Origin of the sequence: Acinetobacter sp. RF14B, assembly GCF_006864105.1 — a bacterium.
GTDB classification, from domain to species: domain Bacteria; phylum Pseudomonadota; class Gammaproteobacteria; order Pseudomonadales; family Moraxellaceae; genus Acinetobacter; species Acinetobacter lwoffii_C.
The window spans coordinates 1-22,748 of record NZ_SMTB01000044.1 but is presented as its reverse complement, the minus strand read 5'-3'; the positions used below and the strand labels follow the sequence as shown (position 1 = coordinate 22,748).

The following is a 22,748-nucleotide window of genomic DNA, read 5'->3' as shown; positions in this document are numbered from 1 at the left end:
TTAAAAGGCCTGGCACATAGCATGATTGATGTTTCGGATGGCCTGGCTCAAGATCTGGGACATATTCTTCAAGCTTCTCAAGTGGGTGCAACCCTGGCACTGGATAAGCTCCCGCTCAGCCCTGCCCTGCACGCCTTGCGTGATGAGCAAAAATGGCAATATGCGCTCGCCGGTGGCGATGATTATGAATTATGCTTTACAATAAGTCCGCAAAATTATGAAAAATTATTGCAAAAACAAATTGATGTTTCGATTAGTATAATCGGCACTGTTCATTCTTCACTCGGTTTAACTTTTGAAAAAAATGGCATAGATCATTTGCTTCAATTTAATGGGTATCAACATTTTGCATAAACCTGCAATAAATTTTAAAGCGATGTCCTGGAAGGACCGATTGATTGTATTTAGTGGAGTGGGCTTTGGTTCTGGCCTGGCACCGAAAGCGCCGGGGACGTTTGGCTCAGCTTTTGCGCTGTTATTTGTGCCGTTCTGGCTCTCTCTGGGTTTTTTAAATAGCCTTTTTGCCATGGTGATCATGTCACTGATTGGCATCTATATCTGTGGCAAAACCGCTGAGCTGATGGGTGTACATGATGATGGCCGGATTGTCTGGGACGAATTTGCTGGGCAATCCATCACGTTTCTACCCGTTCTCTATATGGGGCAGATGAACTGGCTGTGGCTTCTGGTTGGCTTTGCCCTGTTCCGTTTGTTTGATGTCTGGAAACCTTGGCCAATCCGGGTCATTGACCGCCAAGTTGGCGGGGGATTCGGCATCATGCTGGATGATATTATTGCCGGCCTTTGGGCAGCTCTCTGTATTCTGATTTATCTTTATTTTACCATGGCCTAGCTACATTTAGGATGAGAACATGTCAACGACTGTCATTATTCTTGCTGCAGGTAAAGGAACGCGTATGCGCTCTCATTTACCCAAAGTATTACAACCTCTTGCAGGACGCCCCTTACTTGGTCATGTGATCGAAACGGCGAAAAAGCTGAATGCTAATAATATTATTACCATTTATGGACATGGCGGTGATCGTGTCCAAACTGCATTTGCAGATCAAGCTATCCAATGGGTGGAACAGGCGGAACAGCTGGGTACCGGTCATGCGGTACAAATGACGTTACCGGTCTTGCCACAGGATGGCATTTCGCTGATTCTCTCTGGTGATGTGCCTTGTATTAGGCCAGCTACCTTGCAAAACCTGCTGAATGCTACCCAAGAGACAGGCATTGGCCTGGTAACCTTAACCTTGCCAGATGCAACAGGTTATGGTCGTATTGTCCGTAAAGATGGCCAGATTCAAGCGATTGTTGAACATAAAGACGCGACTGACGCACAGCGCCAAATTAAGGAAATCAATACCGGGATTTATGCTGTTAGCAATGCCAAATTGCATGAATGGCTGCCACGTTTAAGCAATGATAATGCACAAGGCGAATATTACCTGACGGATATCGTGGCGATGGCGCTGGCCGATGGCATGCAGGTGGCCTCGGTAGAACCTGAGCTGGCTTTTGAAGTCGAAGGCGTCAATGACCGCGTACAACTGGCTGCCCTGGAGCGCCAGTTCCAGGCGTATCAAGCCAAGCAGCTGATGCAGCAAGGTGTTCATCTGATTGATCCCAATCGTTTTGACCTACGCGGCCATTTGACGGTCGGCAAGGATGTAAAAATTGATATCAACGTGATTATCGAAGGTGATTGCGAACTCGGTGACCAGGTTGAAATTGGTGCAGGCTGTGTGATTAAAAATACCAAAATTGCTGCGGGCACCAAAGTACAGCCATATAGCGTATTTGATCAGGCTGTTGTCGGTGAAGATGCACAGATTGGTCCCTTTGCACGTTTACGTCCAGGGGCGAAACTGGCCAATGACGTACATATTGGCAACTTTGTCGAAGTCAAAAATTCAAGTATTGGCCTAGGTTCCAAGGCCAATCATTTCACCTACTTAGGTGATGCCGAAATCGGCAGTGGTTCTAATATTGGTGCCGGTACCATTACCTGCAACTACGACGGCGCCAATAAATTTAAAACCATCATTGGAGATAATGCCTTTATTGGTTCCAACAGCTCCTTGGTTGCTCCGGTACAGATTGGCAACGGTGCCACTGTCGGTGCAGGCTCAACCATTACCCGTGATGTGGCAGAGAACAGTTTAGCGGTGGAACGTTCCAAGCAATTTGCCAAAGAAAATTATCCACGTCCGCAAAAGATCAAGAAATAAGGGGAAATATTATGTGTGGTATCGTCGGTGGCATTGCGGAACGCAGCATTACCAATATTTTAATTGAAGGCCTGAAACGTCTTGAATACCGTGGCTATGACTCAGCCGGCTTAGCCCTGATTAACCAGAATCAGGTTCTACGTGAACGTCGTGTCGGCAAGGTTGCCAACCTTGAAAATGCAGTCAATGAATCACAGATTATTGGTTCGCTCGGGATTGCCCATACCCGTTGGGCCACACATGGCAAGCCGACTGAGAATAATGCCCATCCGCATATCTCCGGCAATGTGGCCGTGGTACATAACGGCATTATCGAGAACTATCAAGAGCTGAAAGATGACCTTGAAGCTCTAGGTTATGTATTCACTTCACAGACCGACACTGAAGTCGTTGCCCATCTGGTCAATGATGCACTGAAATCGACCCCGATTTTACTGGAAGCGGTAAAACAGGTGGTGCCACAACTAAAAGGCGCGTATGCACTGGGTATTGTTCATACCGATCATCCGGATGAGTTAATCACGGTGCGTGAAGGCTCACCACTGGTGATTGGGGTTGGAATTGGTGAAAACTTTATCAGTTCTGACCAGTTGGCCCTGCTGCCAATTACCAACCGCTTTATCTACCTGGAAGAAGGGGATATTGCCCGTTTGACTCGTAGCACGATTGAAGTGTTTGTGGATGGTCAACTGGTTGAGCGTCCGGTGAAGGAACTGGATGCTGCGGTGAGTAATGCCTCTAAAGGCGAATACAAGCACTATATGCTCAAAGAAATTTATGAGCAGCCTGAAGCCATCCAGCAAACCATTTCCCAAGCACTCAATGGAAATGCCCTGCGTGAAGACTTTCTGGTTAGTGCAGAGCAGGATTTTTCCAAGATCCAGCAGATTCAGATCATTGCCTGCGGGACCAGCTACCATGCCGGTATGATTGCCAAATACTGGTTTGAGCAGCTGATCGGCCTGCCTTGTCAGGTTGAAATTGCCAGTGAATTCCGTTACCGCACGCCAGTGATTGTAAACCACACCCTGTATGTCTGTATTTCTCAGTCCGGTGAAACCGCAGATACCCTGGCGGCCTTACGCGATACGCAAAAACGCGCTCAGGCCAAAGGTTTAGACATCAGCACAATGACCATCTGTAACGTGGCTACATCGTCGATGGTACGTGAAACTGAGCACAGCTTGCTGACCCTGGCAGGACCTGAAATTGGGGTCGCATCGACCAAAGCTTTTACCACCCAGTTGACTGCATTGATGTTGCTGGTACTGAAAATCGGTACTGTCAAAAACACGATTTCAACGGAACAGGTTACCGCGATTACGACCGGGCTCTGGCATACTCCTAAAGTGATTCTGGACACCCTGCGTTATGATGATGAAATTCTGCGCCTGTCTGAACTGTTTGTAGAAAAAAACCATTGTCTGTTCCTCGGCCGTGGGACGCATTTCCCGATCGCGCTTGAAGGTGCGTTGAAACTGAAAGAAATTTCCTATATTCATGCAGAAGGTTATGCAGCAGGTGAACTGAAACATGGCCCGCTGGCACTGGTGGATAATGATATGCCTGTGGTCATTCTGGCACCGCAGGATGACATGCTGGACAAATTAAAATCCAATATGGAAGAAGTTCAGGCACGTGGTGGCGAGTTATTTGTCTTTGCTGATGAGCATAGCGGCATCAAGGCCAAAGAACGCCAGCATGTGGTGCATATTCCTGAAATAGATCCACTTTTAGCCCCTATTGTCTATAGCATTCCGGTTCAGTTGCTGTCTTATCATGTAGCCGTCCTGCGGGGTACGGATGTAGATCAACCACGTAACCTGGCAAAATCAGTGACTGTAGAATAATCAGAATTGAAGCAAGGCTGGTTATTGTATGAGATTAATAAAGTTTCATACTAAGTAATAAAGTCTCATACTGAGTAATAAAGTGTAATACTGAATTGCTTAAAAAAACCCACACAAGCTATGCTCTAAACAGCATGCTGTGTGGATTTTTTTATGGCTAATTTTAAGAACACACAAAATCATGAACTCAAAATTCAAAAATGGATTAAAGAAGGACGAGGACAGGGTTTTGGAAATAGCTATAAGCCTTGGCTCACAATTCGAGATGTGAGTTCAGAAGGTCGATCTCACCGAGTTTTTGGTCATAAAAGCCAAAGAACTCATCACCTGCTCTCTGATCTAGAACTGTCCACTTTTCTCTTACTAAGGCGTGTCATCAATTAACTTGAGAAAATCACCTTGTGCCCACTATACTTTTATGAGTAAACGCTATGTATTAAGAGATAATCAGTGGGAACAAATTAAAGACCTGTTTCCTGGACGAACGGGTACTGTTGGAGTAACGGCCGGAGATAAGCGACTATCTGTTGAAGCGGTTCAGCTTTTGGGTTGACTAAAGAAATTAAAAGAAAGAGGGTCTCTACAGTTAAACCAATAAAAAGCTATAAATAGTCCATGTTTTTATCCGATGCCCCCATTTAAAATGATAATTCTCCTTAACTCTTTTTTGCTCAGAGTATGCCAATCAAGTCGACAGATACGATTTTTTTGGCCAGCGAAATTGTCTAGGTTTTCATGGATAGTGAGACAATCAGGCGTTCTGGCTGCTTTAAAGTCATAAAAAAGGAAGCCTGAGCTTCCTTATCCACTGTTAGCTATACCGGTTTAAATACCGTATTTAACGCGATAGGCTTCCATTTTTGCCAGTGCTTCCTGCTCGCCTTTGCCATCCAGATAATCCATCAAGTCTTTCATGGTGATCAGTGCATGTACTGGAATCTCAAGTTCTTTCTGTACTTCTTGGATTGCAGAAAGTTCGCCCTGACCTTTTTCCTGACGATCTAACGCAACCAGTACCCCGGCAATTTGTGCACCAGCATTTTTCAGAATAGTGACTACTTCACGGATCGCAGTTCCGGCAGTAATCACATCATCAATAATCCAGACTTTTTTACCTTCAACCGAAGCTCCGACCAATACGCCACCTTCACCGTGATCTTTAGCTTCTTTACGGTTAAAACCCCAAGGTATACTCACACCATGATTTTGCGACAGTGCGACCGCAGTTGCAGCAACAAATGGAATACCTTTATATGCCGGACCAAAAACCACTTCGACCTGTTCACACTGCATCAGCTTGGCTGCATAGCCCGATGCCAAGAGAGACAAGGCTTCGCCATCATTTAACAAGCCGGCATTAAAAAAATAAGGGCTCACACGACCCGATTTTAAAGTAAACTCACCAAATTTAAGCACACCACGTGATAATGCGAGTTCGATAAAAGCTTGCGGGTTAAACTGAGCTGGCGTTGACATGAGGTGCTCCTGAATCCATTAATTAAGGTAAGACTTGCGCATGATACCAAAGAGTAGCTATCCAAGTGATCAAAAAATTCTTCGTGTCGTTTCAATTAACGTCAACGGCTTACGTTCCTCTGTAAGCAAGGGTTTGCTGGAATGGATGGAAAAGTCCGATGCCGATGTGATTTGCATGCAGGAAAGCCGCATTACCCATGTTCAGTGGACCGATAAATTTAAGCCTGAAGGCTGGTACACCCATCTCTTTCCAGCCGAGCGTCCAGGCTATGCCGGCACTGCCATTTATAGCCGTCTGCCTTTCGTCTCCCTCACCGATGGTCTGGGTTTTGAACTGGCAGACTCACAGGGCCGTTTTATTACCGCTGAATTCGATCTGGGCCTAGAACAAACTGTATATATCTGTTCGCTTTATCTGCCATCCGGTTCATCGGGTGAAGAAGCTCAGGCCCGTAAAGACCACTTTTTAGAAGAATATCAAAAGATTCTGAAACAATGGCGCGATGAAAATAAATCGGTCATTGTCTGTGGGGATTACAATATTGTGCATAAACGGATTGATATTAAAAACTGGTCGGGCAACCAGAAATCTTCCGGTTGTTTACCGCATGAACGCGCCTGGCTGGACCATATTTATGATGAACTGGGCTATGTAGATACCTTCCGTGAAGTACGCCAGGAAGCCGAGCTATATTCCTGGTGGTCGAATCGTGGTCAGGCCCGCGCCAAGAATGTCGGCTGGCGGATTGACTACCACGCCTGTTCTCCGGACTGGAAAACCCGTACGGTGAATGCCTGGGTCTATAAAGATGAATGGTTTAGTGATCATGCACCGGTCATTATTGATTACAAATTGTAAAAAGGCTTGAGAATTGAGTAAACAATTGTTTACTCAATTAAGGTGAATTGCTTACATGCCATGACGTATTTCTTGGATTTCTTTGAGTTTAAGAACATAGCATGATAGCTGCACGGCACAGGGATATGTCAGGATGACACATAAAGGACAGGAAGCCGTAGGAAGAAAATAAAACAGACCATCAAATTTAGTTTGTTTTTCATGGATGTGACATTGGACGTTATACTGAGACCCGCATAATCAGGATGATTGATGCGGGTTTTCTCATATTATAGTGACTCTTATTCTTGATTGTTGTTTTAATTTTTTTATATATGCGCTGATTGTTCTCTTATTTAAAACTTTATTTCTTGTTGTTCTGTCCAGAATTTTATCCCGTCCTTATGTCAGTTTCATGACAGCTTGGCCCCGATTCGAAATTTCCCTATCCAGACGGATGCTCCTGTTTGCAGTCCCCCCATGGCCGGCTTGACTAAATTTGGTTAAGCTAGTCCAAGACTTTAAATGAGTGATGATGATGTTAAGAATTTATGGTATTAAAAACTGCAATTCAATGAAAAAAGCCTTTGATCTGCTCAATGAACTGGGGTTGAGCTATGAATTCCATGATTATAAAAAACAGGGCATTGCTGCAGAATGTGTAAAAAGCTGGTTGGATGCACTCGGTCAGGACGTGGTGCTGAATAAAAAAGGCGCCACCTGGCGTAAACTCAGTGCAGAAGAGCAGCAAACGGCACTGGCCAGTGAAGATCATCTGGTGCAAGCCTTAACCACGCATACCAGCTTAATTAAAAGACCAATTTTACAGACTGCTGATGGCTTTATCGCCGGATTTGACGAAGCTGCTTATCGCGCTCTAGTTGAAGAAAAACAGGATTAATCAGCATATAAAAAAGCCTGACAGATGTCAGGCTTTTTGCATATACAGGATGGATTAGTTTGCACGAATCCAGGTCTGGTTACGACCCAAAGCAGAAATCCCCATAAAGCCACGCAGTTCCAGCTTCTTGCCGCCCTCCGCCAGATTGCCTTTTAGCTTATAGGTTTTGCCAGATTGTGGGTCCAGAATAGAACCACCTTCATAGCTGGTGCCACCCACATTTTTCAGACCTTTCACAATGGTCAAGCCTTTTAATGACTTGTTATGATAAGGCCCTTCACATTTTGTACAGGCATTCTCTTCACCCGGAGTCAACACCGATTGAATACTGGCAGATAAAGTACCATTCTTCTGTTCAGTAAACTTCACCATGGCTTTTGGCTGTTTAGTTTTGTCATCAATCGTTTTCCAAACGGTACCATTCAGAGGATCTGCGGCATTTGCCAATACCGATAAGCCAAGTAATCCTAAGGTTAGCGCGATTTTTTTCATTTTTTTTCATTTCCCTAGTCTGTTGATAGACCAATTTAGTATTAAAAAGACACAACAATTTTACAATTTTTACGTGTGACTATTTAGTGTAACCTTGTAAATCAGGTTGGTAAATAATCTCATTTTGAATAAAAGCATAAAAATATGGAAGGATAATGAAGATGAGTCCCCTCACGAAACAACTCATTACAGAAAGTTTTTTAAAAGCCGCCATTCGTGCGCCAAGTCGTCTGAACCTTCCTCCTAGCTCGCTGCGTATCGCCTTGGAACAGCTATGCAAACTGTTCCCGCAAGACCCGTCTGTACAAATTCGTTCCTTGCGTCTGGCCGGTTTACGTGCTGAAGAGATCAAACCCCAGCAACAATCGACCCAGATGATTTTTCATATTCATGGAGGAGCATTCTATTTAGGTTCACTCAATACCCACCGGGCCTTTATGACCCAGATTGCAGCCCGTACCCAGATGCAGGTCTTGCATGTGAACTATCCGCTTGCACCGGAGTCGGCGTATCCGGAGCCGCTTGAGGCGCTATATGATGTTTACAACCTGTTGCTTGATCAGGGAATTCAGCCCAAAGATATTATTCTGTCCGGTGACTCGTGTGGCGCCAATCTGGCCTTGGCCCTCGCTTTAAAAATCAAACAGGAAGATCGCCCGCAGGTTAGTGGACTGATTCTGCTTTCTCCACTGCTGGATTTGACTCTAAGCAGTGAATCTTTACGGTATAACCAGAAACATGATGCCTTGCTGTCAATCGAAACGCTTAAAACCGGGATCGAATATTATGTGCCCAGCGCCATAGACCGAGGTGATCCCGGCGTTTCTCCTTACTTTACCGAGCTGAGCGGATTACCTCCTATCCATATTCAGGTCGGTTCTAAGGAAATTTTGCTGGATGACGCCACCCGTTTCAAAGAAAAGGCCGAGCAGGCCCATGTCGAGGTGGAGTTTAAAATCTATACGGGCATGTGGCATAACTTCCAGATGTTTAGCGCCTGGTTTGATGAAGCCCGACAATCTCTGGCTGACTTGGCAGACTTTGCACATCGTCTGGATCAGGACTAGGCTCTTAGATCCTGATATAAAAAAGGTCAGCCCAGGCTGACCTTTTCAATTTTCTGCCTTAGAGCGCGCTGATCATCTGGTGTGCAGTCTCCAGAGCTTGCTGCTTGCTTGCATCGCCCATATTCACGCCTTCGGCACGAATCACCTGAATATCACTCACCCCGGTAAAATTAAACACGGTTTTCAGGAATGCTTCCTGAAAGTCAACCGGACTCTGTTCACCATAGATCCCCCCACGGCTGCTGGCAATATAGACTTTCTTGTCACCCGCCAAACCAATCGGGCCATTTTCAGTATATTTAAAACTACGCCCAGCCACACTGATACGGTCGATCCAGGCTTTTAAAGTAGAAGGCAGGCCAAAATTATACATTGCCGCTCCCACCACGATAATATCCGCACGCAAATACTGCTGCAAAATCGCTTCCCCCAGAGCCGCCTGTTCTGCATCCTGTCCCATCAGAATCTCGGCAGTCAGATGAGGAATCGGTTGTGTCGCCAGATCTAGATACTCTACCTGTAAGGTGTCTTTATGCTTTTGTTGCAACTGGCTCACAATGGCCTGACTCAACTGACGGGAAATTGAAGCATCACCTAAAATACTTGAATCAATATGTAAAACTTGCATCTATTTTGCCTGTATGAATTGGTCTGTCTAGAAATAGGCATAGTTTAATGATTTTTCAACAATGAGATAATCCCAGCCCATAAAACAGAACATTCCAAATACGGAACAAAAAGCCTATACAGACAAATGTGGCTTTATCTTTTCTGTGGTAAAACAGGAATTTTTTAATCAATTTTAAGTTATGTTATAGTCAGTTTTATAAAGATATCCATGCTAAAAAGTAAAGCGCTTTCATAATAACGATAAAGTTTAAGGCGAAATAGATGAAGCAGATAAGAGGATTATTAGCAAAAATCCTGCGGCTGAGAATCAAAAAATATCTGATCGAAGATGAAGTCGTCATCAATTGGGGGATTTTAAAAAAATGTATCTTGATGCTGGTACTGGGCTGCATTGTCCATCTGAGCTGGCTTAGTTGGGACCTGTTTGTGCTGTTTCATCCTGAATATTGGCAATATGTACAGATTAAACTAATTCGTTTACAGCTCATCCTTGACAGCAGTTTTTTACTGATTTTGCTCGCCCTGATCTATCCTTGTTATAAGTGGCAAGGTCATGCGCGCGCTGAACGCTATCTGCCTCATCTGACGGTCGGTGTTTTTGTCATCTCCCTCTGCCGGGATGCTTATGTGGTGGGGGTCATGAGTCCGGTTTCGACCCTAGCCTGTGTGTGCCTGATGACAGTGGGTCTGGTACTGTTTCATCGCGCCCTGATCTATAGCATATTGATACCGGCATTTCTGTTTCTGGCAGTTTGCACCTATCTGAGCTTTCGTCATCAAATTCCCTATTCGCCCCTGTTCAATATACAGGGCAAGTTTTTTGATAATGGCTTTTGGCTGGGCTCCATGCTGTATTTTATGTTACCCATTCTGGCCATCTGCACCATGCTGTTTGAAATCCTGCTTAGCCAATGGCGGCACCGTGAACGGCTGATTCAGCACCTGAGCCAACTTGATCCCTTAACCAGTCTGTTTAACCGGCGCAGTATCAATCAATGTCTGGAAAAATTAAATCATAGCGCCTGTTTAAGCTATGCCTTGGTCCTGCTGGACTTGGACCATTTTAAAAAAATTAATGATCAATATGGTCACCACAAAGGTGATGAAACCCTGATAAAGGTCAGTGCCGTACTGAGCCAGCAATTACGTAAAAGTGATGTTGGAGGCCGTTTTGGTGGTGAAGAGTTTATTTTGGTACTTAAAGATACCAATATTGAAATGGCGCAACAGATTGCAGAACGTTGCCGTCTTGCTATTCAGCAGCTTGAGATTCAAAGTGATGAGGGTACCAAAATTCCTGTCACGGCCAGTTTTGGTATTGCGATTTCTCAAGCAGAATTGCGCCCGCAGCAGCTACTCAGCCAGGCTGATCGGGCACTGTATCAGGCCAAAGCCAGAGGCCGGAATCAGGTCAGAGCCTATATTACATCGACCCAACCCGAACTTGAGCTATATTCTTAACACGGTAATCCAGCAGGTTAATGGAATTGTGCCAGACGTTTCAGCTGAGCCAATAATTCCGCTTCATTAAATGCCCCGGTTAAACGCAAACCACGGATTTCCTGCTGCTGGCCATCCAGAAACAAATAGGTCGGTGGCCCCAGAATTTCCCACTGATTAAACAACGACTGATGGGCTGCATCATATTGGCTTAAATCGAGTTTGATCAGCACGTACGGTGCCAGTGCCTGCTGTACCGTGGCTGATTTTAAAACACGCTGCTCGATCGGCTGACAGGCCACACACCAGTCGGCATAGACATCAATAATGACCTTTTGGCCATGCGGTATCTGTTTTAACAAGGATTCAAATTCGGCAGCTGTTTTGGCCACCTGCCACGTGGCAGTGCTATGACTCTGCTTAACAAAAAAACGCTGGCTCTGTTGATATTGGCTATATGCCAGATAAGGCAGCACGACGACTAGACACAAAATATATAACCATCTCAGGCCAGTACGCTGCCAGAAAATACGGCACAGCACATAGACAATAAAGGCCATGCCTAAGCCCAGTGACACCCCCTGCAACATAGCTTCAGAAATCAGCGGGCGTATAAAATACAGCGCCAGCCCCAGCATGATAAAGGCAAATAGCACCTTGATCTGATTCATCCAGTGTCCGGCACGCGGTAATATCCGGGCCCCCAGAATACTGGCCAGCAGTAAGGGTGTCCCCATACCGAATCCGAGACCAAAGAGTAACAAGGCACCCTGCCATTGACTCTGGGTCTGGGAAATGAACAGCAATGCTCCTGCCAGGGGTGCTGTCATACACGGCCCCACCAGCAAGGCGGAGATAATGCCCATGACTGCGGCACTGATCAGGTTCCCTCCCTGCTGCATGGCCTGAACCTGATCCAGACGCTGAATCAGGCGCTGCGGAAGTTTAATTTCAAACAGGCCAAACAGGTTTAGGGCAAACAGCACAAATAGAGCACTAAAAGCAATCAGGGTACCCGGCTGCTGTAGCCAGCGTTGGAAGTTCAGCCCGGCCGATGAGGCAATTAAACCTAATACAGCATAGACGGTGGCCATACTAACCACAAAGGTTAAGGCAATCATCCATGCTTTTAAGCCTTTGCTATCACGGACCAACAACGAGGTCAGGATCGGGAGCATAGGCAACGAACACGGGGTAAAGGCCAGTAAAAGCCCTAAACCGAAAAACAGCAGCAAACCATAGGCCCAGGAGCTTTCTGCCAGACGCACTGACCACTTCTGGTCTTGGGCGGTTATAGCTTCTTCGATATCTGGATCAGATTGGTCTGAGCGTTGTAGCTGAGTATCAGCCAGAGTATCAAGCAGACGATTCTGGGCAGCTGTAGAGCTGTTTAAATCTAATAGACGTGTGTTCCGGGAAGCTGCGGTGTCATATTGCACCAGACCGGAAAGATTGGTTTTAAACTGCACGGTTTGCGGTGGATAACACAGCCGATCCTGGGCACAGCCTTGCCAGCTGACCTGATAAGACTGGCCGGACTGAGTCGGGATCTGAAATTTCAACTGCTGATAATAAACCTGGGTATACCCATAGTTGTCATCATAGATCTCTTCAGCGGGTGGCAGTTCCAATGTTAGCGGCTGATTGCCCTGTCGGACTTCAATCTTGTGCTGATACAGATAATAGTGTTCAGGAATATCCCAGCTGAGTTCCGCCTGCTCAGCACTGTCCGAGACTACACTCAGAGGAAAGGCCTGTTCAGGTGACAGTAACGCCGTTTCGGCCTGAGCTGCCATACTGAACAGTACACTGCCTAACAGGAAAGGCGCACATAAAGCGCTCCATTTCTGAACTACTGAAAGTTGCATCATACCGAGTGCGATAGATCAAAAGAGAAAGGATACACCCAGACCGGAGAAGTAACTGTTTTCCTGCCCGTCCAGATCTACCCCCACACTGGCATCCAGCTGGACCCGATCGTTGAGGGCATACATTACGCCCGTGCCGAGTGCATATTCATTGGCTTGGCTTTCAGCCTTACGATAAATCAATTCCGAATAACCCGACCAGCGATCCGTAAACTGATAATCTACAGATGGAATTGCGCTAATAGCCCAGTTTGAGTCCTGCCATTCATAACGCATGGTGATAGAGGTCGAGACCAGATCACTATATTGATAGGCCACCGCCGAGCTCAGGCTATACATATCTTCTTCATTGCTAAACCCCTTATTGCCGGTCGCAATAAGCGCTTCAGCCATCACGGCCATGCTCAGTTTGTCATCGTCCAGATCAATGGCTTTTTTCAGGCCAATGCTGACATCTCCCAGCCCATCATTTTCTTCAGTGTGTCCGTTCCATTTCTGCTGGCTCCATGCCGGTCCATCCCAGCCCAAACGCAATTCCAGGCTATCGGTTAAACCTGTACGCAATAATATATCGGCATTTAAAGTGGTTTCTTTAAGCTTGCTTCCTTCCACCATTGACTCGCGATAGTTCAGCGTTGGCAAACCCTGCTCCCATGCCAGCTGCCCCACAGCAACAGTGCCGGCTCCCATACCTTCACCCGGACGATCAAATTCGACTTCAGCAAAAAGCTGGGCACTGACACTGGTCAGCGCAATGAAACCCAAGGTTGTTAATGTTGTCTTCATCTGGTTAGGCTCTTTATTCAAATTTAATTCAGTTCTTTGGTCATTTTTGCGCCGTGGTCACGCAACAGTTGCAGAGTCTGTTTTTCTTCTTCAAGGGCCTCTGACCAGTTAATTTCATCGAAATCACAATCAAAGAATAAATCGCTAATAGAGGTCAAAATGGTCTGCCCATCTTCATCTTTGGTATTTGGATTGACCTGTTCATCCAGCAGGCGCTGTACTGCAGGAACACAGGCGGCACTCGCTGCGTCCCAGAGCGGTCCATAAATTTCTTCAGCATCCCACAGGTGTAAATTGACTTTGGCCTGAATCAATGCTTCCAGAATCTGCAAATGAATATCCAGACGTGCCTGTTTTTCTTCGTGTGAAAGCGGGCTATTTGCTTCATAAGCCTCACAGACGTCTTCCCACCATTTGAACAGTCCATCCGACCAGACCGAAATGACTGGACCTTTTTCAAGGTCAATAAAATTCGGATTGAGTCCATCCGCCAGGAGTTTTGTTACCTGGTCCAGATCTAAATCTTCGATGGCTTGCACAAAAAGCTGTTGTTGCGCAGTTAACATGATGGAGCTCGCTTCAATTCGTTTTTCCCTATTATGCCGAAGAAAGCAAAATTTGTTGTCTTTCCCCCAACTATTTTTCATTTTATATAAAAAAAGCCCCGCAGGGCTTTTTTTTCAGGATTCCAGATCAGACTTCGTCTTCCATCTCTTTAATTTCTAGGGCACCCGGACGTATGGTATCTTTTTTCTCAATGACATGCTCTAGACTGCGTTTTAAACGGTCAATGGCACCACGAATGGCGGTATCAATATTATGACCGCGATGATTCACCACCACCGGTTTTAGACCTGCCGGACGTGCTTCGATCATGCAGCGGATATCGTCATCACCACCTTTGGCACCGTTTTCATCACTCAAATGGACTGAAAAATGGGTAATACGCTCACTGTGGCGCTGGAATTCCTGACTTAATTCTGCACGTACATAACTAATTAAACGATCGCTACTCTGAATGTGTTTATCTGTACGAAGTTCGATATTCATAAATTACCATCCTCAATCTTTTTAACTTTTCTTAGTGCAAAATTTTTATCTTGGCACGTTTCTGGTTTGCTGTATCGCAACGCATTTCACTTCTTCAAATGATTGGAATATCTCCTCCATTTTGAATGGATGAACACCTTTATGAGTCTGCAGAATCATGTCCTTATACCTTGAATATCGGCTCTATCCAGAAAATATGCAAGTGCTATTTTGGTTTTTTTAGCAAAAGAATAACTAATTGTGACAGGTGCTTACTTAGTCAAATAAAGCCGCTTTCCAGTTCGTTCATCACCATCTTATTCACGTGATTGGATTCGACCAATGAGAAAATTGCTTATCCCGACCACTTAGAATCAGCCTAAATTTTCTTCCGAATGATGATGAAAATGCAGAGAATTATCCGGTAGATCCCCGCTACCCGCTTTTGATATTTTTTCTCTAAGCCTAGGAGCATATAGGGTTGTGACGATGGCCTCCGCTATAGAAGCAATAAACATGTATGCTTTAATTGCTGGTTTTCCCCCCTTCGGTTTCGAGTTCAGTACGAGGGAGGAGCACCGCCCATTTTGAGAGCGGAAACAGGTTTTCTTCACTGCTATATGTCATCTAAAATGATGACACCTACTCTTCAACCGATGAAATACTGACCACAGTGCCTCTCATCTCCCGCCTGAAGAGCATCGCCGTTTAATCTGATCAGGGTACATGTTCGCCTTTGGATCAGCCAGATTTTTTGGCAAACTCAGGGGGAAAATCCCGATTTTAATTATAGAAAAGAGGCGGTAAATGGCTTCTGATGACTGTGCCCACTTCTATTGCGCTCCGCCAATTACTCACTATTGAATATGCTTTAACTAGAATATTCAAAACGGATATAAATTTTCTTTAATTTTGGCAGCAGCTCAACCGACTCTTACTATTTTCTGATCATTTAAATTTCTTTAAGCATAGCTATTTAGTCCCTATTTTTGAAAGTATTGAAGAACCCGTAATAAGAAAACACACAAGGAGACCAAGCAAGATTTTTAATATATTTCTGTCATCGATCAATTTTAACTTTATTTTTACTTATTAATCTGTATCCTTTACCTGCTTTCTTGGGGGAAGAGATTTTAAATGAAACTTACACAAATCGCGGCATTGTGTGCTTTGGCTTCAACTGCTGCTTTGGCACAAGCAAAACCAGTTTGGCAAGATTTTAGCGTAACCGGTCTTTATGGTGAAAACTATGAAGCGGTAGACGAACAGCAAAGCACTCTAACCGTTGAATACGCTGCTAAAGTGAAATATGCAGATGTGTTTTTCTTTATGGACCGTATGCGTGGGGGCGATGATGCTAAAAGCACTTATTTTGAATTATCGCCACGCTTAAGTTTAAGTGAAGTAAGTGGCCAGAAACTTGCATTTGGTCCTGTGAAAGATGTATTAATTTCCACAACGTGGGAAGGCTCAGACAATGCAGATAACTTCCTGTATGGTTTAGGTTTTGATCTTGACCTTCCATATTTTCAATATGCAAGCTTAAACTTTTATCGTGCCAATAATGAAAAGGTGTTTGGTAATAAAGACGATTATCAAATGACTTTCACTTATGGCGTACCGTTTAGCTTGGGAGCAGAAGACTTCCTGGTGGATGGTTTCCTGGACTGGTCTACTGCTGAAAAAGATGCTCAAGCGAGTGAACTCAACTGGACCACACAGTGGAAATGGAATGCGGGCAAACACATTTCTCCAGAGACACGCTTATATGTAGGTATTGAACACTCTGTTTGGAACAATAAGTTTGGTCTTAAAGATCAAGACGAAAACAATGTGAGTGCGCTGGTGAAATATCACTTCTAAGCCCCAAAAAAGCAGCTCATAAAAAGCAGAACCCGGGTTCTGCTTTTTTATGGCAAAAATCAACTGTTTTTTTAAAGTGCTGGTCTCCGCAACTGCTTTGACTTGATCCAAATCCGGTTAGACCGGCGTTACACTACCTAATGTTTCCTGGTAAACTTGAATCTATTCAATTAAAAATTCAGAGATCAACCATTTCTGATTAGAATTACTTAAAAATCTCTTCTGCTCAGACTCAATAAGCCTGTATAAAATCTAAATTTTAAAATCCGCCTTTACTTGATACTTCTGCTATGTTTTATTTGAAATAAATACCAAGTTGAGTAGCACAATGAATAAATGGCTTATCTGCATGAGTATCTTTTCTCTCAGTGGCCTGAGTTTTGCCGATTCCAGCTTTGAAACTCAACTCAGATCAGAATGTGCCCAGGTTAAAAACTATGCAGCGAAGGGCAAGAGATTGTATGACCAGAAACAATATAGTAAAGCCCTTGAACAATTTGAGCAACAGGCGGCATGGTCTGCATTCTGTGACATGCATAGCGCAGAAAGTGGTGTTTCTTTTTCAGAAAGCAGCATTGCAACGGCGTTTAATAATGTCGGACTCAGTTATGCCAAACTGGCCAAGCCGCAGTGGGCACGAGCCTGGTTTTCGATTTATCCTCAAGCCAAGAGTAGCCAGTTTAATCTGCAGCAGCTGCCTGCACCTCAAAAAAACTCCAGTCTGACAGGCAAATATGTTCGCCATGCCGGTTTTGGCGCCTGGAGTAGTATTGAGGTAAAGCCCCATCAGCAATCTTATCAAATTCAATTTAATGGTCTATATATGGGTCTAGGCAGCCTGATTTATGGCCCCAATATAGGTGAATTTAAAACAATGATGCCACGGCATCACACCCAGACCCGTTATCAGCAAGATGGCTGTAAAATTGAGCTTAGTTTTGCTTTTAATCCTCACTCTGGGCAACAGCTTATTTTAAAACAAGACAGTGGAGATTCAGCGTGTGGCTTTGGGCATAATGTCTCTGCCAGCGGTGTATATTTGAAAGTAGAATAATTTTTCTTTTATTTTGTATTTTAATATACAAAATAAATATTTGAGTATAATCAGGGGAGTCCATGGCCAAGTTTTTAAATACCAGTGCAACGAATTTCTTTTTAGAAGAATTAATTAAAAATGCCAAAGAGCGTTTAATTTTAATCAGCCCTTATTTGCGTTTAAATGATCGTATTAAAGAACTCTTAGAGGATAAAGATCGGCTGAAAATTGATATTCGCATTATCTATGGTAAAAGTGATTTGCATCCCGATGAAATTAAATGGCTGCAAAAACTGGATTATGTACGTTTAAGCTTTTGTAAAAATCTCCATGCAAAATGCTATATCAATGAATCAGAATGTATTATTTCAAGTTTGAACCTCTATGAGTTTAGTCAGGTCAATAATAATGAAATGGGGATTCTGGTACGTAAAGATGAAGATCAAGAGGTCTTTAAAGATGCTTATGAGGAAGCTCAACGTATTATTCGTATTAGTGATGAAGTACGGATTACTCTAGATGAAATTAAGACGGAACCAGTACCACTTGCTGAGAGCGAAGTCAGAACTGAGGAAAGCAGCGGTTATCCCAAACTGACCACTGCAAAACTGGCCGCAAAACTTGGTTTAAAAACACCTGATCTGTTTGAAAATTTAGTCAATAAAGGATATTTAAATCTGACAGAAAATGGAAAACATTTCCTTACCGATGCAGGCAAAGCGATGGGTGGAGAGTTTAGAACAGGACAATTTGGTATTTATTTTTTATGGGATGAACATACCAAAATTTAACTGACGAGTTTTTAAAAAATATATTGGGGTACAATACCCCCCTAACTGGAGAAGTTCAGTCAACTAATCGACTGAAACTCTCCGGATGAGGTTTTTTTGCTTTCAAGCCAGCATCCTAAACCACAATATCTGCCAGATTACCTTTTTGCTCTAACCAGTCTTTACGGTCACCCGAACGTTTTTTGGCCAGCAGTTTATCCAGTAAACTTGCGGTGACATGCACATCATCCAGATCCAGCTGTACCAGACGGCGGGTATTTGGATCTAAAGTCGTTTCCCGTAGCTGGCTGGCGTTCATCTCGCCCAGACCTTTAAATCGGGTAATCTGCGGATTCTTGGTTTTACACTTTTTCAAGATGCCCTCCAGCTCTTCTTCATCCAGAGCATAGTGCACATCTTTACCATCATCAATCCGGAACAGTGGCGGCATCGCCACATATAGATGCCCCTCTTCGACCAGTACCGGGAAATGTTTCACGAACAATGCGCACAGCAAAGTAGCAATGTGCAGACCATCCGAGTCAGCATCCGCCAGAATACAGATTTTGCCATAACGCAGCTCAGACAAGTCATCAGAGCCAGGATCTACCCCAATTGCGATAGCAATATTGTGCACTTCCTGCGATGCCAGAACTTCATCTGAGGATACTTCCCAGGTGTTCAGAATTTTTCCGCGAATGGGCATGATGGCCTGAAAATTCTTGTCACGTGCCTGCTTGGCTGAACCACCCGCCGAATCCCCTTCCACAATAAACAGTTCCGACTGATCCAGCTCATGGCCGACACAATCCGACAATTTGCCTGGCAAGGTCGGACCAGCAACAATCTTTTTACGCTCTACTTTCTTTGCCGCTTTTAAACGACGCCCGGCTTTGGAAATTGCCATTTCTGCCAATTGCAGGGCAATATCCGAGTTTTGGTGCAACCACAAGGCAAAGGCATCTTTGGCAATATTCTGCACAATGCCGGCAGCTTCACGACTGGACAGACGCTCTTTGGTCTGACCTGAAAACTGGGGCTCCTGGAATTTTAAGGACAGGATATAGTTTACGCCGTCCCAGACATCTTCCGCCGACAGTTTCATATTACGCGGCAGCAAATTACGCAGCTCACAGAACTCACGCATGGCATCGGTCACTCCGGAACGCAAACCATTCACATGCGTACCGCCTTGCGCGGTTGGAATCAGGTTAACGTATGATTCCTGAATACTGTCTCCCCCTTCGACATTCCAGCAAATTGCAAATTCGGCACTGGCACGTTCTGCCTCCCCCATTGCAACAAAGGCCGGTGCCGGAATAATTTCACGGTCTTCCAGCTCATCCATCAAGTAGTCCACCAGACCGTTTTCAAACTGCCAGGTGATTTTTTCGTTATTAATCTGGTCAATATAGTTAATTTGCAGACCAGCGGCCAACACTGCCTTGGCCTTTAGATTATGTTTTAAGGCTTTCAGGGCAAATTTAGGAGAATCAAAATATTTTTCTTCTGGCCAGAATTGTACCGTAGTACCCGATGCACGTTTGGGCGCTTTGCCTTTCAGCACTTCAAGCGGGCCAATCGGTTCACCCTTTTCGAAGGCCATTTTATACAGGTTGCCCTGACGCTGAACTGACACTTCAATCCGGCTGGACAAGGCATTGACGACAGAGATACCCACGCCATGCAGGCCGCCAGAGAACTGATAATTATCGGTGCTGAATTTACCGCCGGCATGCAGTTTGGTCATAATGATTTCAATCCCGCTTTGGCCATATTCCGGATGAATATCCACGGGCATTCCGCGACCATTATCTTCTACAGACAGCGAGCCATCCTTATATACCGTCACCGTGACCTTGTTGGCATATCCGGCCAATGCCTCATCTACCGCATTGTCAATCACTTCCTGCGCCAGATGGTTCGGACGCGAGGTATCGGTATACATGCCCGGGCGACGGCGCACCGGATCCAGACCAGATAAAACTTCAAGAGATTGAGCCGTATATTGAGACACGTTATTCGGTTTCCTTTTTGACGCAGTCGGATAAAAACTGTAAAAGCAGCGGAATTTTCTCCGCAAAATCATCCATCCCGTGATTGCCATGGGCTTCTGTCATTAACATGGCCGGAGGACGGGCAGCACTATAATAACGATGTGCTTCACGATAATCCAAAACTTCATCGCCTTGTTGCAGCAGCACCAGCATTTTGTCTGCATCTTGGGCAGGATTTAGCGCCAGTTGCTCCAGCTGTGCCAGATCTGCCACATCCAGACTCCAATTCGGATGCACAGGATAGGGCAACTCCGCCTGAAACAGTTCACGAAATAGCTGCCATGGTCGCATTGCCGGGTTAATCAGTACAGCCGGAACCGCATGTTTTGCGACTAGATATGTCGCATAGAATCCGCCCAGACTGCTGCCGACCAGTGCCACCTGAGGCAAACTGCGGATCAGTTCCGAAACCTTTTCAACTGCAGCCTGGGGCGGCATATTTAAATCTGGTAAATGTATGGTGATTTCAGGATATTTTTTACAAAATTGTAGTAATAACTGTCCTTTAATGGAATGGCTTCCACTCTGAAATCCATGTAAATAAATAATATTCATCAGTATTTAATCATATTGATCAATGATTGAAATTTCTCTGGAAAATGTGAAATACCTCGCATTTTTCTCAGCTGAAATTGCTTAAATTGTCAGACAAAAAAGCCCTGAATGTTGTGTAATTCTCGCTATGTTAAAAGTATTGCAAAGGATTCAGACTCTTTACAGAAAAAGAATTTATACCGTGAAGTACTTTAAAAAGAAAGAGATCTCTACACGGTTGATCAAAAGGACAGAAGCAAATGCCCAGTTTAACACCATTGCATGAAACTTACTGCCGATGGGATCGAACGCCACCCAGCCAGGCAGATGTACTGGAAGGTCTGGCCCAGCTGGTGACCATGCGCCTGAACGATGTGGCCCAGGAACTGATTAAAACTATTCAGCGTGAAATTTTACTCAGCATGTTTGGCCTTAGTGACCAGAACGCCAAAAGCCTGCAAAATATCCCTTATATTGCCCGACTATACCAGTCGTCGTATGACATGATTTTTCATTATGGCAATACTCTGATTGCACCCGGTTTGCGTCAAATTATTGAACACTTTCCCAAATTGCATCATAGGCCTTTAACTCCGACCCTGCATTTTTTAGTCAGTGCCTTGAACGGTATTATTGGTGACTATTTGATAAAACATCAGAATCCGCTGGCCCTGCCAATGCTCATTTATGATCATTATGGTTCTTTACAGCAAGGTGAGCTGACCGGACGGATTAGCCTGTTTGTGCATGGACTCTGTATGAATCATCTGGACTGGTCCAACCACAAATATAAAGGAATTGGTGAAAAACTGCTGGCGCAACGTGACCGCAATACCATGCTCTATCTGCACTACAATACCGGACGACGGATTTCTGCCAATGGTCACAGTCTGGCCAACACCTTGCAGGAACTTGTCCAGTGTAATCCGGGGATTACCAGCATTGATCTGATCGGCCACAGTATGGGGGGACTGGTCTCCCGAAGTGCCCTGTTTTATGGCAAGCAGAATGTTCATGACTGGATTCCCATGGTCGAGAATCTGGTCTGTCTGGGTTCCCCTCATCATGGGGCCGTACTGGAACGTTTCGGTTTTAACCTCCAAGACAAACTTGGACATTTTCCTTTGGTGAAAATTGTCGGGCATCTCGTCAATATTCGCAGCAACGGTATTCTGGACTTGCGCTATGGCAGCGTACGCGATGATGACTGGGAGCATAATCCGGTACGGATTGGCTTTATGGATGACAACCGCAAACCGGCACCGATTCCTTCACATATCGATGCCTATCTGGTGGCCGGAACGATCGAACTAGAAAAGCGCAAGAACAAGACCCGTAATGTGATTGGAGACTATCTGGTCAGCGTCAAAAGTGCGCTCGGAGAACATCCAAATCCACGCTACGATCTGAAAGTTCCAGATGCCCATAAGGCAATTTTCTATGGCCTGAACCATTTTGAAATTCAATACCATCCCTTGGTGGCTGAACAGATTGCACGCTGGTTTTACCCAAGTGTGGAAGATGAGAATTGCACCCAGATTTATCAGCACCTGGTCGACCTGAACAGTATTGAAGGCATTGCCTTAACCTGAAAAAAAGCCCTCTGATGAGGGCTTTTTAGATTGCTTAGTATTGATCTCGCAGGCGTTTTAGCGGCTTGGCCGGATATTTACGCAAGAGCTGCCACAGGCTAATCAGTAATAATACGCTGAAGAATACCAGTGACCATAGCGGCAAGGACTGCCCCAGAAAGCTCCAGTCAACCACTGCACACTCCCCTGAACCATTCAGTACCTGCTGCAATACTGCCTTCATCGGCAGGGTATCCAGCCAGTACTCCAGACCGGGACCACAGCTCGGCACCTTATCCGGTG

General features: G+C 44.9%; 23 protein-coding genes and 1 pseudogene. 14 read left to right on the top strand and 10 right to left on the bottom strand.

Annotated features, from left to right (window positions below):
- From E2K52_RS08315 to E2K52_RS15705, 6 genes and pseudogenes are all read left to right on the top strand, one after another.
- Positions 1–354, top strand: a 354-nt coding sequence (locus E2K52_RS08315) for a thiamine-phosphate kinase (RefSeq protein ID WP_264765939.1), incomplete at its 5' end; no start/stop codon positions are given.
- Positions 332–853 (top strand): phosphatidylglycerophosphatase A, encoded by a 522-nt coding sequence (locus E2K52_RS08310; RefSeq protein WP_151204691.1) that lies wholly within the window; start codon positions 332–334, stop codon positions 851–853. The genes E2K52_RS08315 and E2K52_RS08310, both read left to right, overlap by 23 nt.
- Before the next feature lie 19 nt (positions 854–872).
- Positions 873–2,237, top strand: coding sequence for a bifunctional UDP-N-acetylglucosamine diphosphorylase/glucosamine-1-phosphate N-acetyltransferase GlmU (gene glmU / locus E2K52_RS08305; protein ID WP_151204690.1), 1,365 nt, complete (start codon positions 873–875; stop codon positions 2,235–2,237).
- An 11-nt stretch (positions 2,238–2,248) separates the two neighbouring features.
- The gene (glmS, locus tag E2K52_RS08300; RefSeq protein ID WP_151204689.1) at positions 2,249–4,087 is read left to right on the top strand and encodes a glutamine--fructose-6-phosphate transaminase (isomerizing); all 1,839 of its coding nucleotides are present in this window, start codon (positions 2,249–2,251) and stop codon (positions 4,085–4,087) included.
- A 153-nt stretch (positions 4,088–4,240) separates the two neighbouring features.
- A pseudogene (locus E2K52_RS15710) lies at positions 4,241–4,453 on the top strand (heteromeric transposase endonuclease subunit TnsA); the annotation flags it as partial.
- A gap of 52 nt (positions 4,454–4,505) precedes the next feature.
- Positions 4,506–4,640, top strand: coding sequence for a hypothetical protein (locus E2K52_RS15705; protein ID WP_413772988.1), 135 nt, complete (start codon positions 4,506–4,508; stop codon positions 4,638–4,640).
- 272 nt (positions 4,641–4,912) lie between these two features.
- Here E2K52_RS15705 and pyrE read toward each other — a convergent pair whose 3' ends face one another.
- Positions 4,913–5,563, bottom strand: coding sequence for an orotate phosphoribosyltransferase (gene pyrE / locus E2K52_RS08285; protein ID WP_151204688.1), 651 nt, complete (start codon positions 5,561–5,563; stop codon positions 4,913–4,915).
- A gap of 40 nt (positions 5,564–5,603) precedes the next feature.
- Between pyrE and E2K52_RS08280 the strand changes: the two genes are divergently transcribed.
- Together E2K52_RS08280 and E2K52_RS08275 are read left to right on the top strand one after the other, a co-directional pair.
- Positions 5,604–6,422, top strand: coding sequence for an exodeoxyribonuclease III (locus tag E2K52_RS08280; protein WP_151204687.1), 819 nt, complete (start codon positions 5,604–5,606; stop codon positions 6,420–6,422).
- A gap of 517 nt (positions 6,423–6,939) precedes the next feature.
- On the top strand, positions 6,940–7,302 hold the full coding sequence (locus E2K52_RS08275) for a Spx/MgsR family RNA polymerase-binding regulatory protein (protein ID WP_151204693.1): 363 nt from the start codon (positions 6,940–6,942) through the stop codon (positions 7,300–7,302).
- A 54-nt stretch (positions 7,303–7,356) separates the two neighbouring features.
- On the opposite strand, the gene E2K52_RS08270 is transcribed toward E2K52_RS08275, so the two are convergent.
- On the bottom strand, positions 7,357–7,794 hold the full coding sequence (locus E2K52_RS08270) for a DUF2147 domain-containing protein (RefSeq protein WP_151204686.1): 438 nt from the start codon (positions 7,792–7,794) through the stop codon (positions 7,357–7,359).
- A 155-nt stretch (positions 7,795–7,949) separates the two neighbouring features.
- On the opposite strand from E2K52_RS08270, the gene E2K52_RS08265 reads away from it, so the two are divergent.
- Entirely contained in the window at positions 7,950–8,861 is a 912-nt protein-coding gene (locus E2K52_RS08265) for an alpha/beta hydrolase (RefSeq protein WP_151204685.1), read from the top strand.
- 58 nt (positions 8,862–8,919) lie between these two features.
- Here the strand turns inward: E2K52_RS08265 and E2K52_RS08260 are convergent, their stop codons facing one another.
- Positions 8,920–9,489, bottom strand: coding sequence for an FMN-dependent NADH-azoreductase (locus E2K52_RS08260; protein WP_151204684.1), 570 nt, complete (start codon positions 9,487–9,489; stop codon positions 8,920–8,922).
- Positions 9,490–9,752: 263 nt separating this feature from the next.
- On the opposite strand from E2K52_RS08260, the gene E2K52_RS08255 reads away from it, so the two are divergent.
- Entirely contained in the window at positions 9,753–10,952 is a 1,200-nt protein-coding gene (locus E2K52_RS08255; RefSeq protein ID WP_151204683.1) for a GGDEF domain-containing protein, read from the top strand.
- 17 nt (positions 10,953–10,969) lie between these two features.
- Here E2K52_RS08255 and dsbD read toward each other — a convergent pair whose 3' ends face one another.
- From dsbD to E2K52_RS08235, 4 genes are all read right to left on the bottom strand, one after another.
- Positions 10,970–12,799: a protein-disulfide reductase DsbD gene (gene dsbD / locus E2K52_RS08250; RefSeq protein ID WP_151204692.1), complete on the bottom strand. Its 1,830-nt coding sequence runs from the start codon at positions 12,797–12,799 to the stop codon at positions 10,970–10,972.
- Positions 12,800–12,817: 18 nt separating this feature from the next.
- Positions 12,818–13,585 carry a transporter gene (locus tag E2K52_RS08245; protein WP_151204682.1) on the bottom strand — a complete coding sequence of 256 codons (768 nt, stop codon included), beginning with the start codon at positions 13,583–13,585 and terminating at the stop codon, positions 12,818–12,820.
- A gap of 23 nt (positions 13,586–13,608) precedes the next feature.
- The gene (locus E2K52_RS08240; RefSeq protein ID WP_151204681.1) at positions 13,609–14,151 is read right to left on the bottom strand and encodes an ankyrin repeat domain-containing protein; all 543 of its coding nucleotides are present in this window, start codon (positions 14,149–14,151) and stop codon (positions 13,609–13,611) included.
- Positions 14,152–14,278: 127 nt separating this feature from the next.
- Positions 14,279–14,635 carry an HPF/RaiA family ribosome-associated protein gene (locus tag E2K52_RS08235; protein WP_151204680.1) on the bottom strand — a complete coding sequence of 119 codons (357 nt, stop codon included), beginning with the start codon at positions 14,633–14,635 and terminating at the stop codon, positions 14,279–14,281.
- Between the two features lie 1,116 nt (positions 14,636–15,751).
- On the opposite strand from E2K52_RS08235, the gene E2K52_RS08230 reads away from it, so the two are divergent.
- The 3 genes from E2K52_RS08230 to E2K52_RS08220 all read left to right on the top strand — a co-directional run bounded on the left by E2K52_RS08230 (position 15,752) and on the right by E2K52_RS08220 (position 18,304).
- A complete protein-coding gene (locus E2K52_RS08230) occupies positions 15,752–16,477 on the top strand; it encodes an outer membrane protein OmpK (RefSeq protein ID WP_151204679.1) in 726 nt (241 codons plus the stop codon).
- Between the two features lie 328 nt (positions 16,478–16,805).
- The gene (locus tag E2K52_RS08225) at positions 16,806–17,531 is read left to right on the top strand and encodes a hypothetical protein (protein WP_151204678.1); all 726 of its coding nucleotides are present in this window, start codon (positions 16,806–16,808) and stop codon (positions 17,529–17,531) included.
- Positions 17,532–17,593: 62 nt separating this feature from the next.
- On the top strand, positions 17,594–18,304 hold the full coding sequence (locus E2K52_RS08220) for a phospholipase D family protein (RefSeq protein ID WP_151204677.1): 711 nt from the start codon (positions 17,594–17,596) through the stop codon (positions 18,302–18,304).
- Between the two features lie 115 nt (positions 18,305–18,419).
- Here E2K52_RS08220 and parE read toward each other — a convergent pair whose 3' ends face one another.
- Together parE and E2K52_RS08210 are read right to left on the bottom strand one after the other, a co-directional pair.
- The gene (gene parE, locus E2K52_RS08215) at positions 18,420–20,300 is read right to left on the bottom strand and encodes a DNA topoisomerase IV subunit B (RefSeq protein WP_151204676.1); all 1,881 of its coding nucleotides are present in this window, start codon (positions 20,298–20,300) and stop codon (positions 18,420–18,422) included.
- A 1-nt stretch (position 20,301) separates the two neighbouring features.
- Positions 20,302–20,895, bottom strand: coding sequence for a YqiA/YcfP family alpha/beta fold hydrolase (locus tag E2K52_RS08210; protein WP_151204675.1), 594 nt, complete (start codon positions 20,893–20,895; stop codon positions 20,302–20,304).
- Positions 20,896–21,134: 239 nt separating this feature from the next.
- On the opposite strand from E2K52_RS08210, the gene E2K52_RS08205 reads away from it, so the two are divergent.
- Entirely contained in the window at positions 21,135–22,466 is a 1,332-nt protein-coding gene (locus E2K52_RS08205; protein WP_151204674.1) for an alpha/beta hydrolase, read from the top strand.
- 34 nt (positions 22,467–22,500) lie between these two features.
- Here the strand turns inward: E2K52_RS08205 and E2K52_RS08200 are convergent.
- Positions 22,501–22,748: disulfide bond formation protein B (locus E2K52_RS08200; protein WP_151204673.1), on the bottom strand; the 248-nt coding region annotated here is incomplete at its 5' end.

Coding starts and splice junctions, on each gene's coding strand:
- E2K52_RS08310 (WP_151204691.1), top strand. CDS start 332: ATGGGTATCAACATTTTGCATAAACCTGCAATAAATTTTAAAGCGATG.
- glmU (WP_151204690.1), top strand. CDS start 873: ATGTCAACGACTGTCATTATTCTTGCTGCAGGTAAAGGAACGCGTATG.
- glmS (WP_151204689.1), top strand. CDS start 2,249: ATGTGTGGTATCGTCGGTGGCATTGCGGAACGCAGCATTACCAATATT.
- E2K52_RS15705 (WP_413772988.1), top strand. CDS start 4,506: ATGAGTAAACGCTATGTATTAAGAGATAATCAGTGGGAACAAATTAAA.
- pyrE (WP_151204688.1), bottom strand. CDS start 5,563: ATGTCAACGCCAGCTCAGTTTAACCCGCAAGCTTTTATCGAACTCGCA.
- E2K52_RS08280 (WP_151204687.1), top strand. CDS start 5,604: ATGATACCAAAGAGTAGCTATCCAAGTGATCAAAAAATTCTTCGTGTC.
- E2K52_RS08275 (WP_151204693.1), top strand. CDS start 6,940: ATGTTAAGAATTTATGGTATTAAAAACTGCAATTCAATGAAAAAAGCC.
- E2K52_RS08270 (WP_151204686.1), bottom strand. CDS start 7,794: ATGAAAAAAATCGCGCTAACCTTAGGATTACTTGGCTTATCGGTATTG.
- E2K52_RS08265 (WP_151204685.1), top strand. CDS start 7,950: ATGAAGATGAGTCCCCTCACGAAACAACTCATTACAGAAAGTTTTTTA.
- E2K52_RS08260 (WP_151204684.1), bottom strand. CDS start 9,489: ATGCAAGTTTTACATATTGATTCAAGTATTTTAGGTGATGCTTCAATT.
- E2K52_RS08255 (WP_151204683.1), top strand. CDS start 9,753: ATGAAGCAGATAAGAGGATTATTAGCAAAAATCCTGCGGCTGAGAATC.
- dsbD (WP_151204692.1), bottom strand. CDS start 12,799: ATGCAACTTTCAGTAGTTCAGAAATGGAGCGCTTTATGTGCGCCTTTC.
- E2K52_RS08245 (WP_151204682.1), bottom strand. CDS start 13,585: ATGAAGACAACATTAACAACCTTGGGTTTCATTGCGCTGACCAGTGTC.
- E2K52_RS08240 (WP_151204681.1), bottom strand. CDS start 14,151: ATGTTAACTGCGCAACAACAGCTTTTTGTGCAAGCCATCGAAGATTTA.
- E2K52_RS08235 (WP_151204680.1), bottom strand. CDS start 14,635: ATGAATATCGAACTTCGTACAGATAAACACATTCAGAGTAGCGATCGT.
- E2K52_RS08230 (WP_151204679.1), top strand. CDS start 15,752: ATGAAACTTACACAAATCGCGGCATTGTGTGCTTTGGCTTCAACTGCT.
- E2K52_RS08225 (WP_151204678.1), top strand. CDS start 16,806: ATGAATAAATGGCTTATCTGCATGAGTATCTTTTCTCTCAGTGGCCTG.
- E2K52_RS08220 (WP_151204677.1), top strand. CDS start 17,594: ATGGCCAAGTTTTTAAATACCAGTGCAACGAATTTCTTTTTAGAAGAA.
- E2K52_RS08210 (WP_151204675.1), bottom strand. CDS start 20,895: ATGAATATTATTTATTTACATGGATTTCAGAGTGGAAGCCATTCCATT.
- E2K52_RS08205 (WP_151204674.1), top strand. CDS start 21,135: ATGCCCAGTTTAACACCATTGCATGAAACTTACTGCCGATGGGATCGA.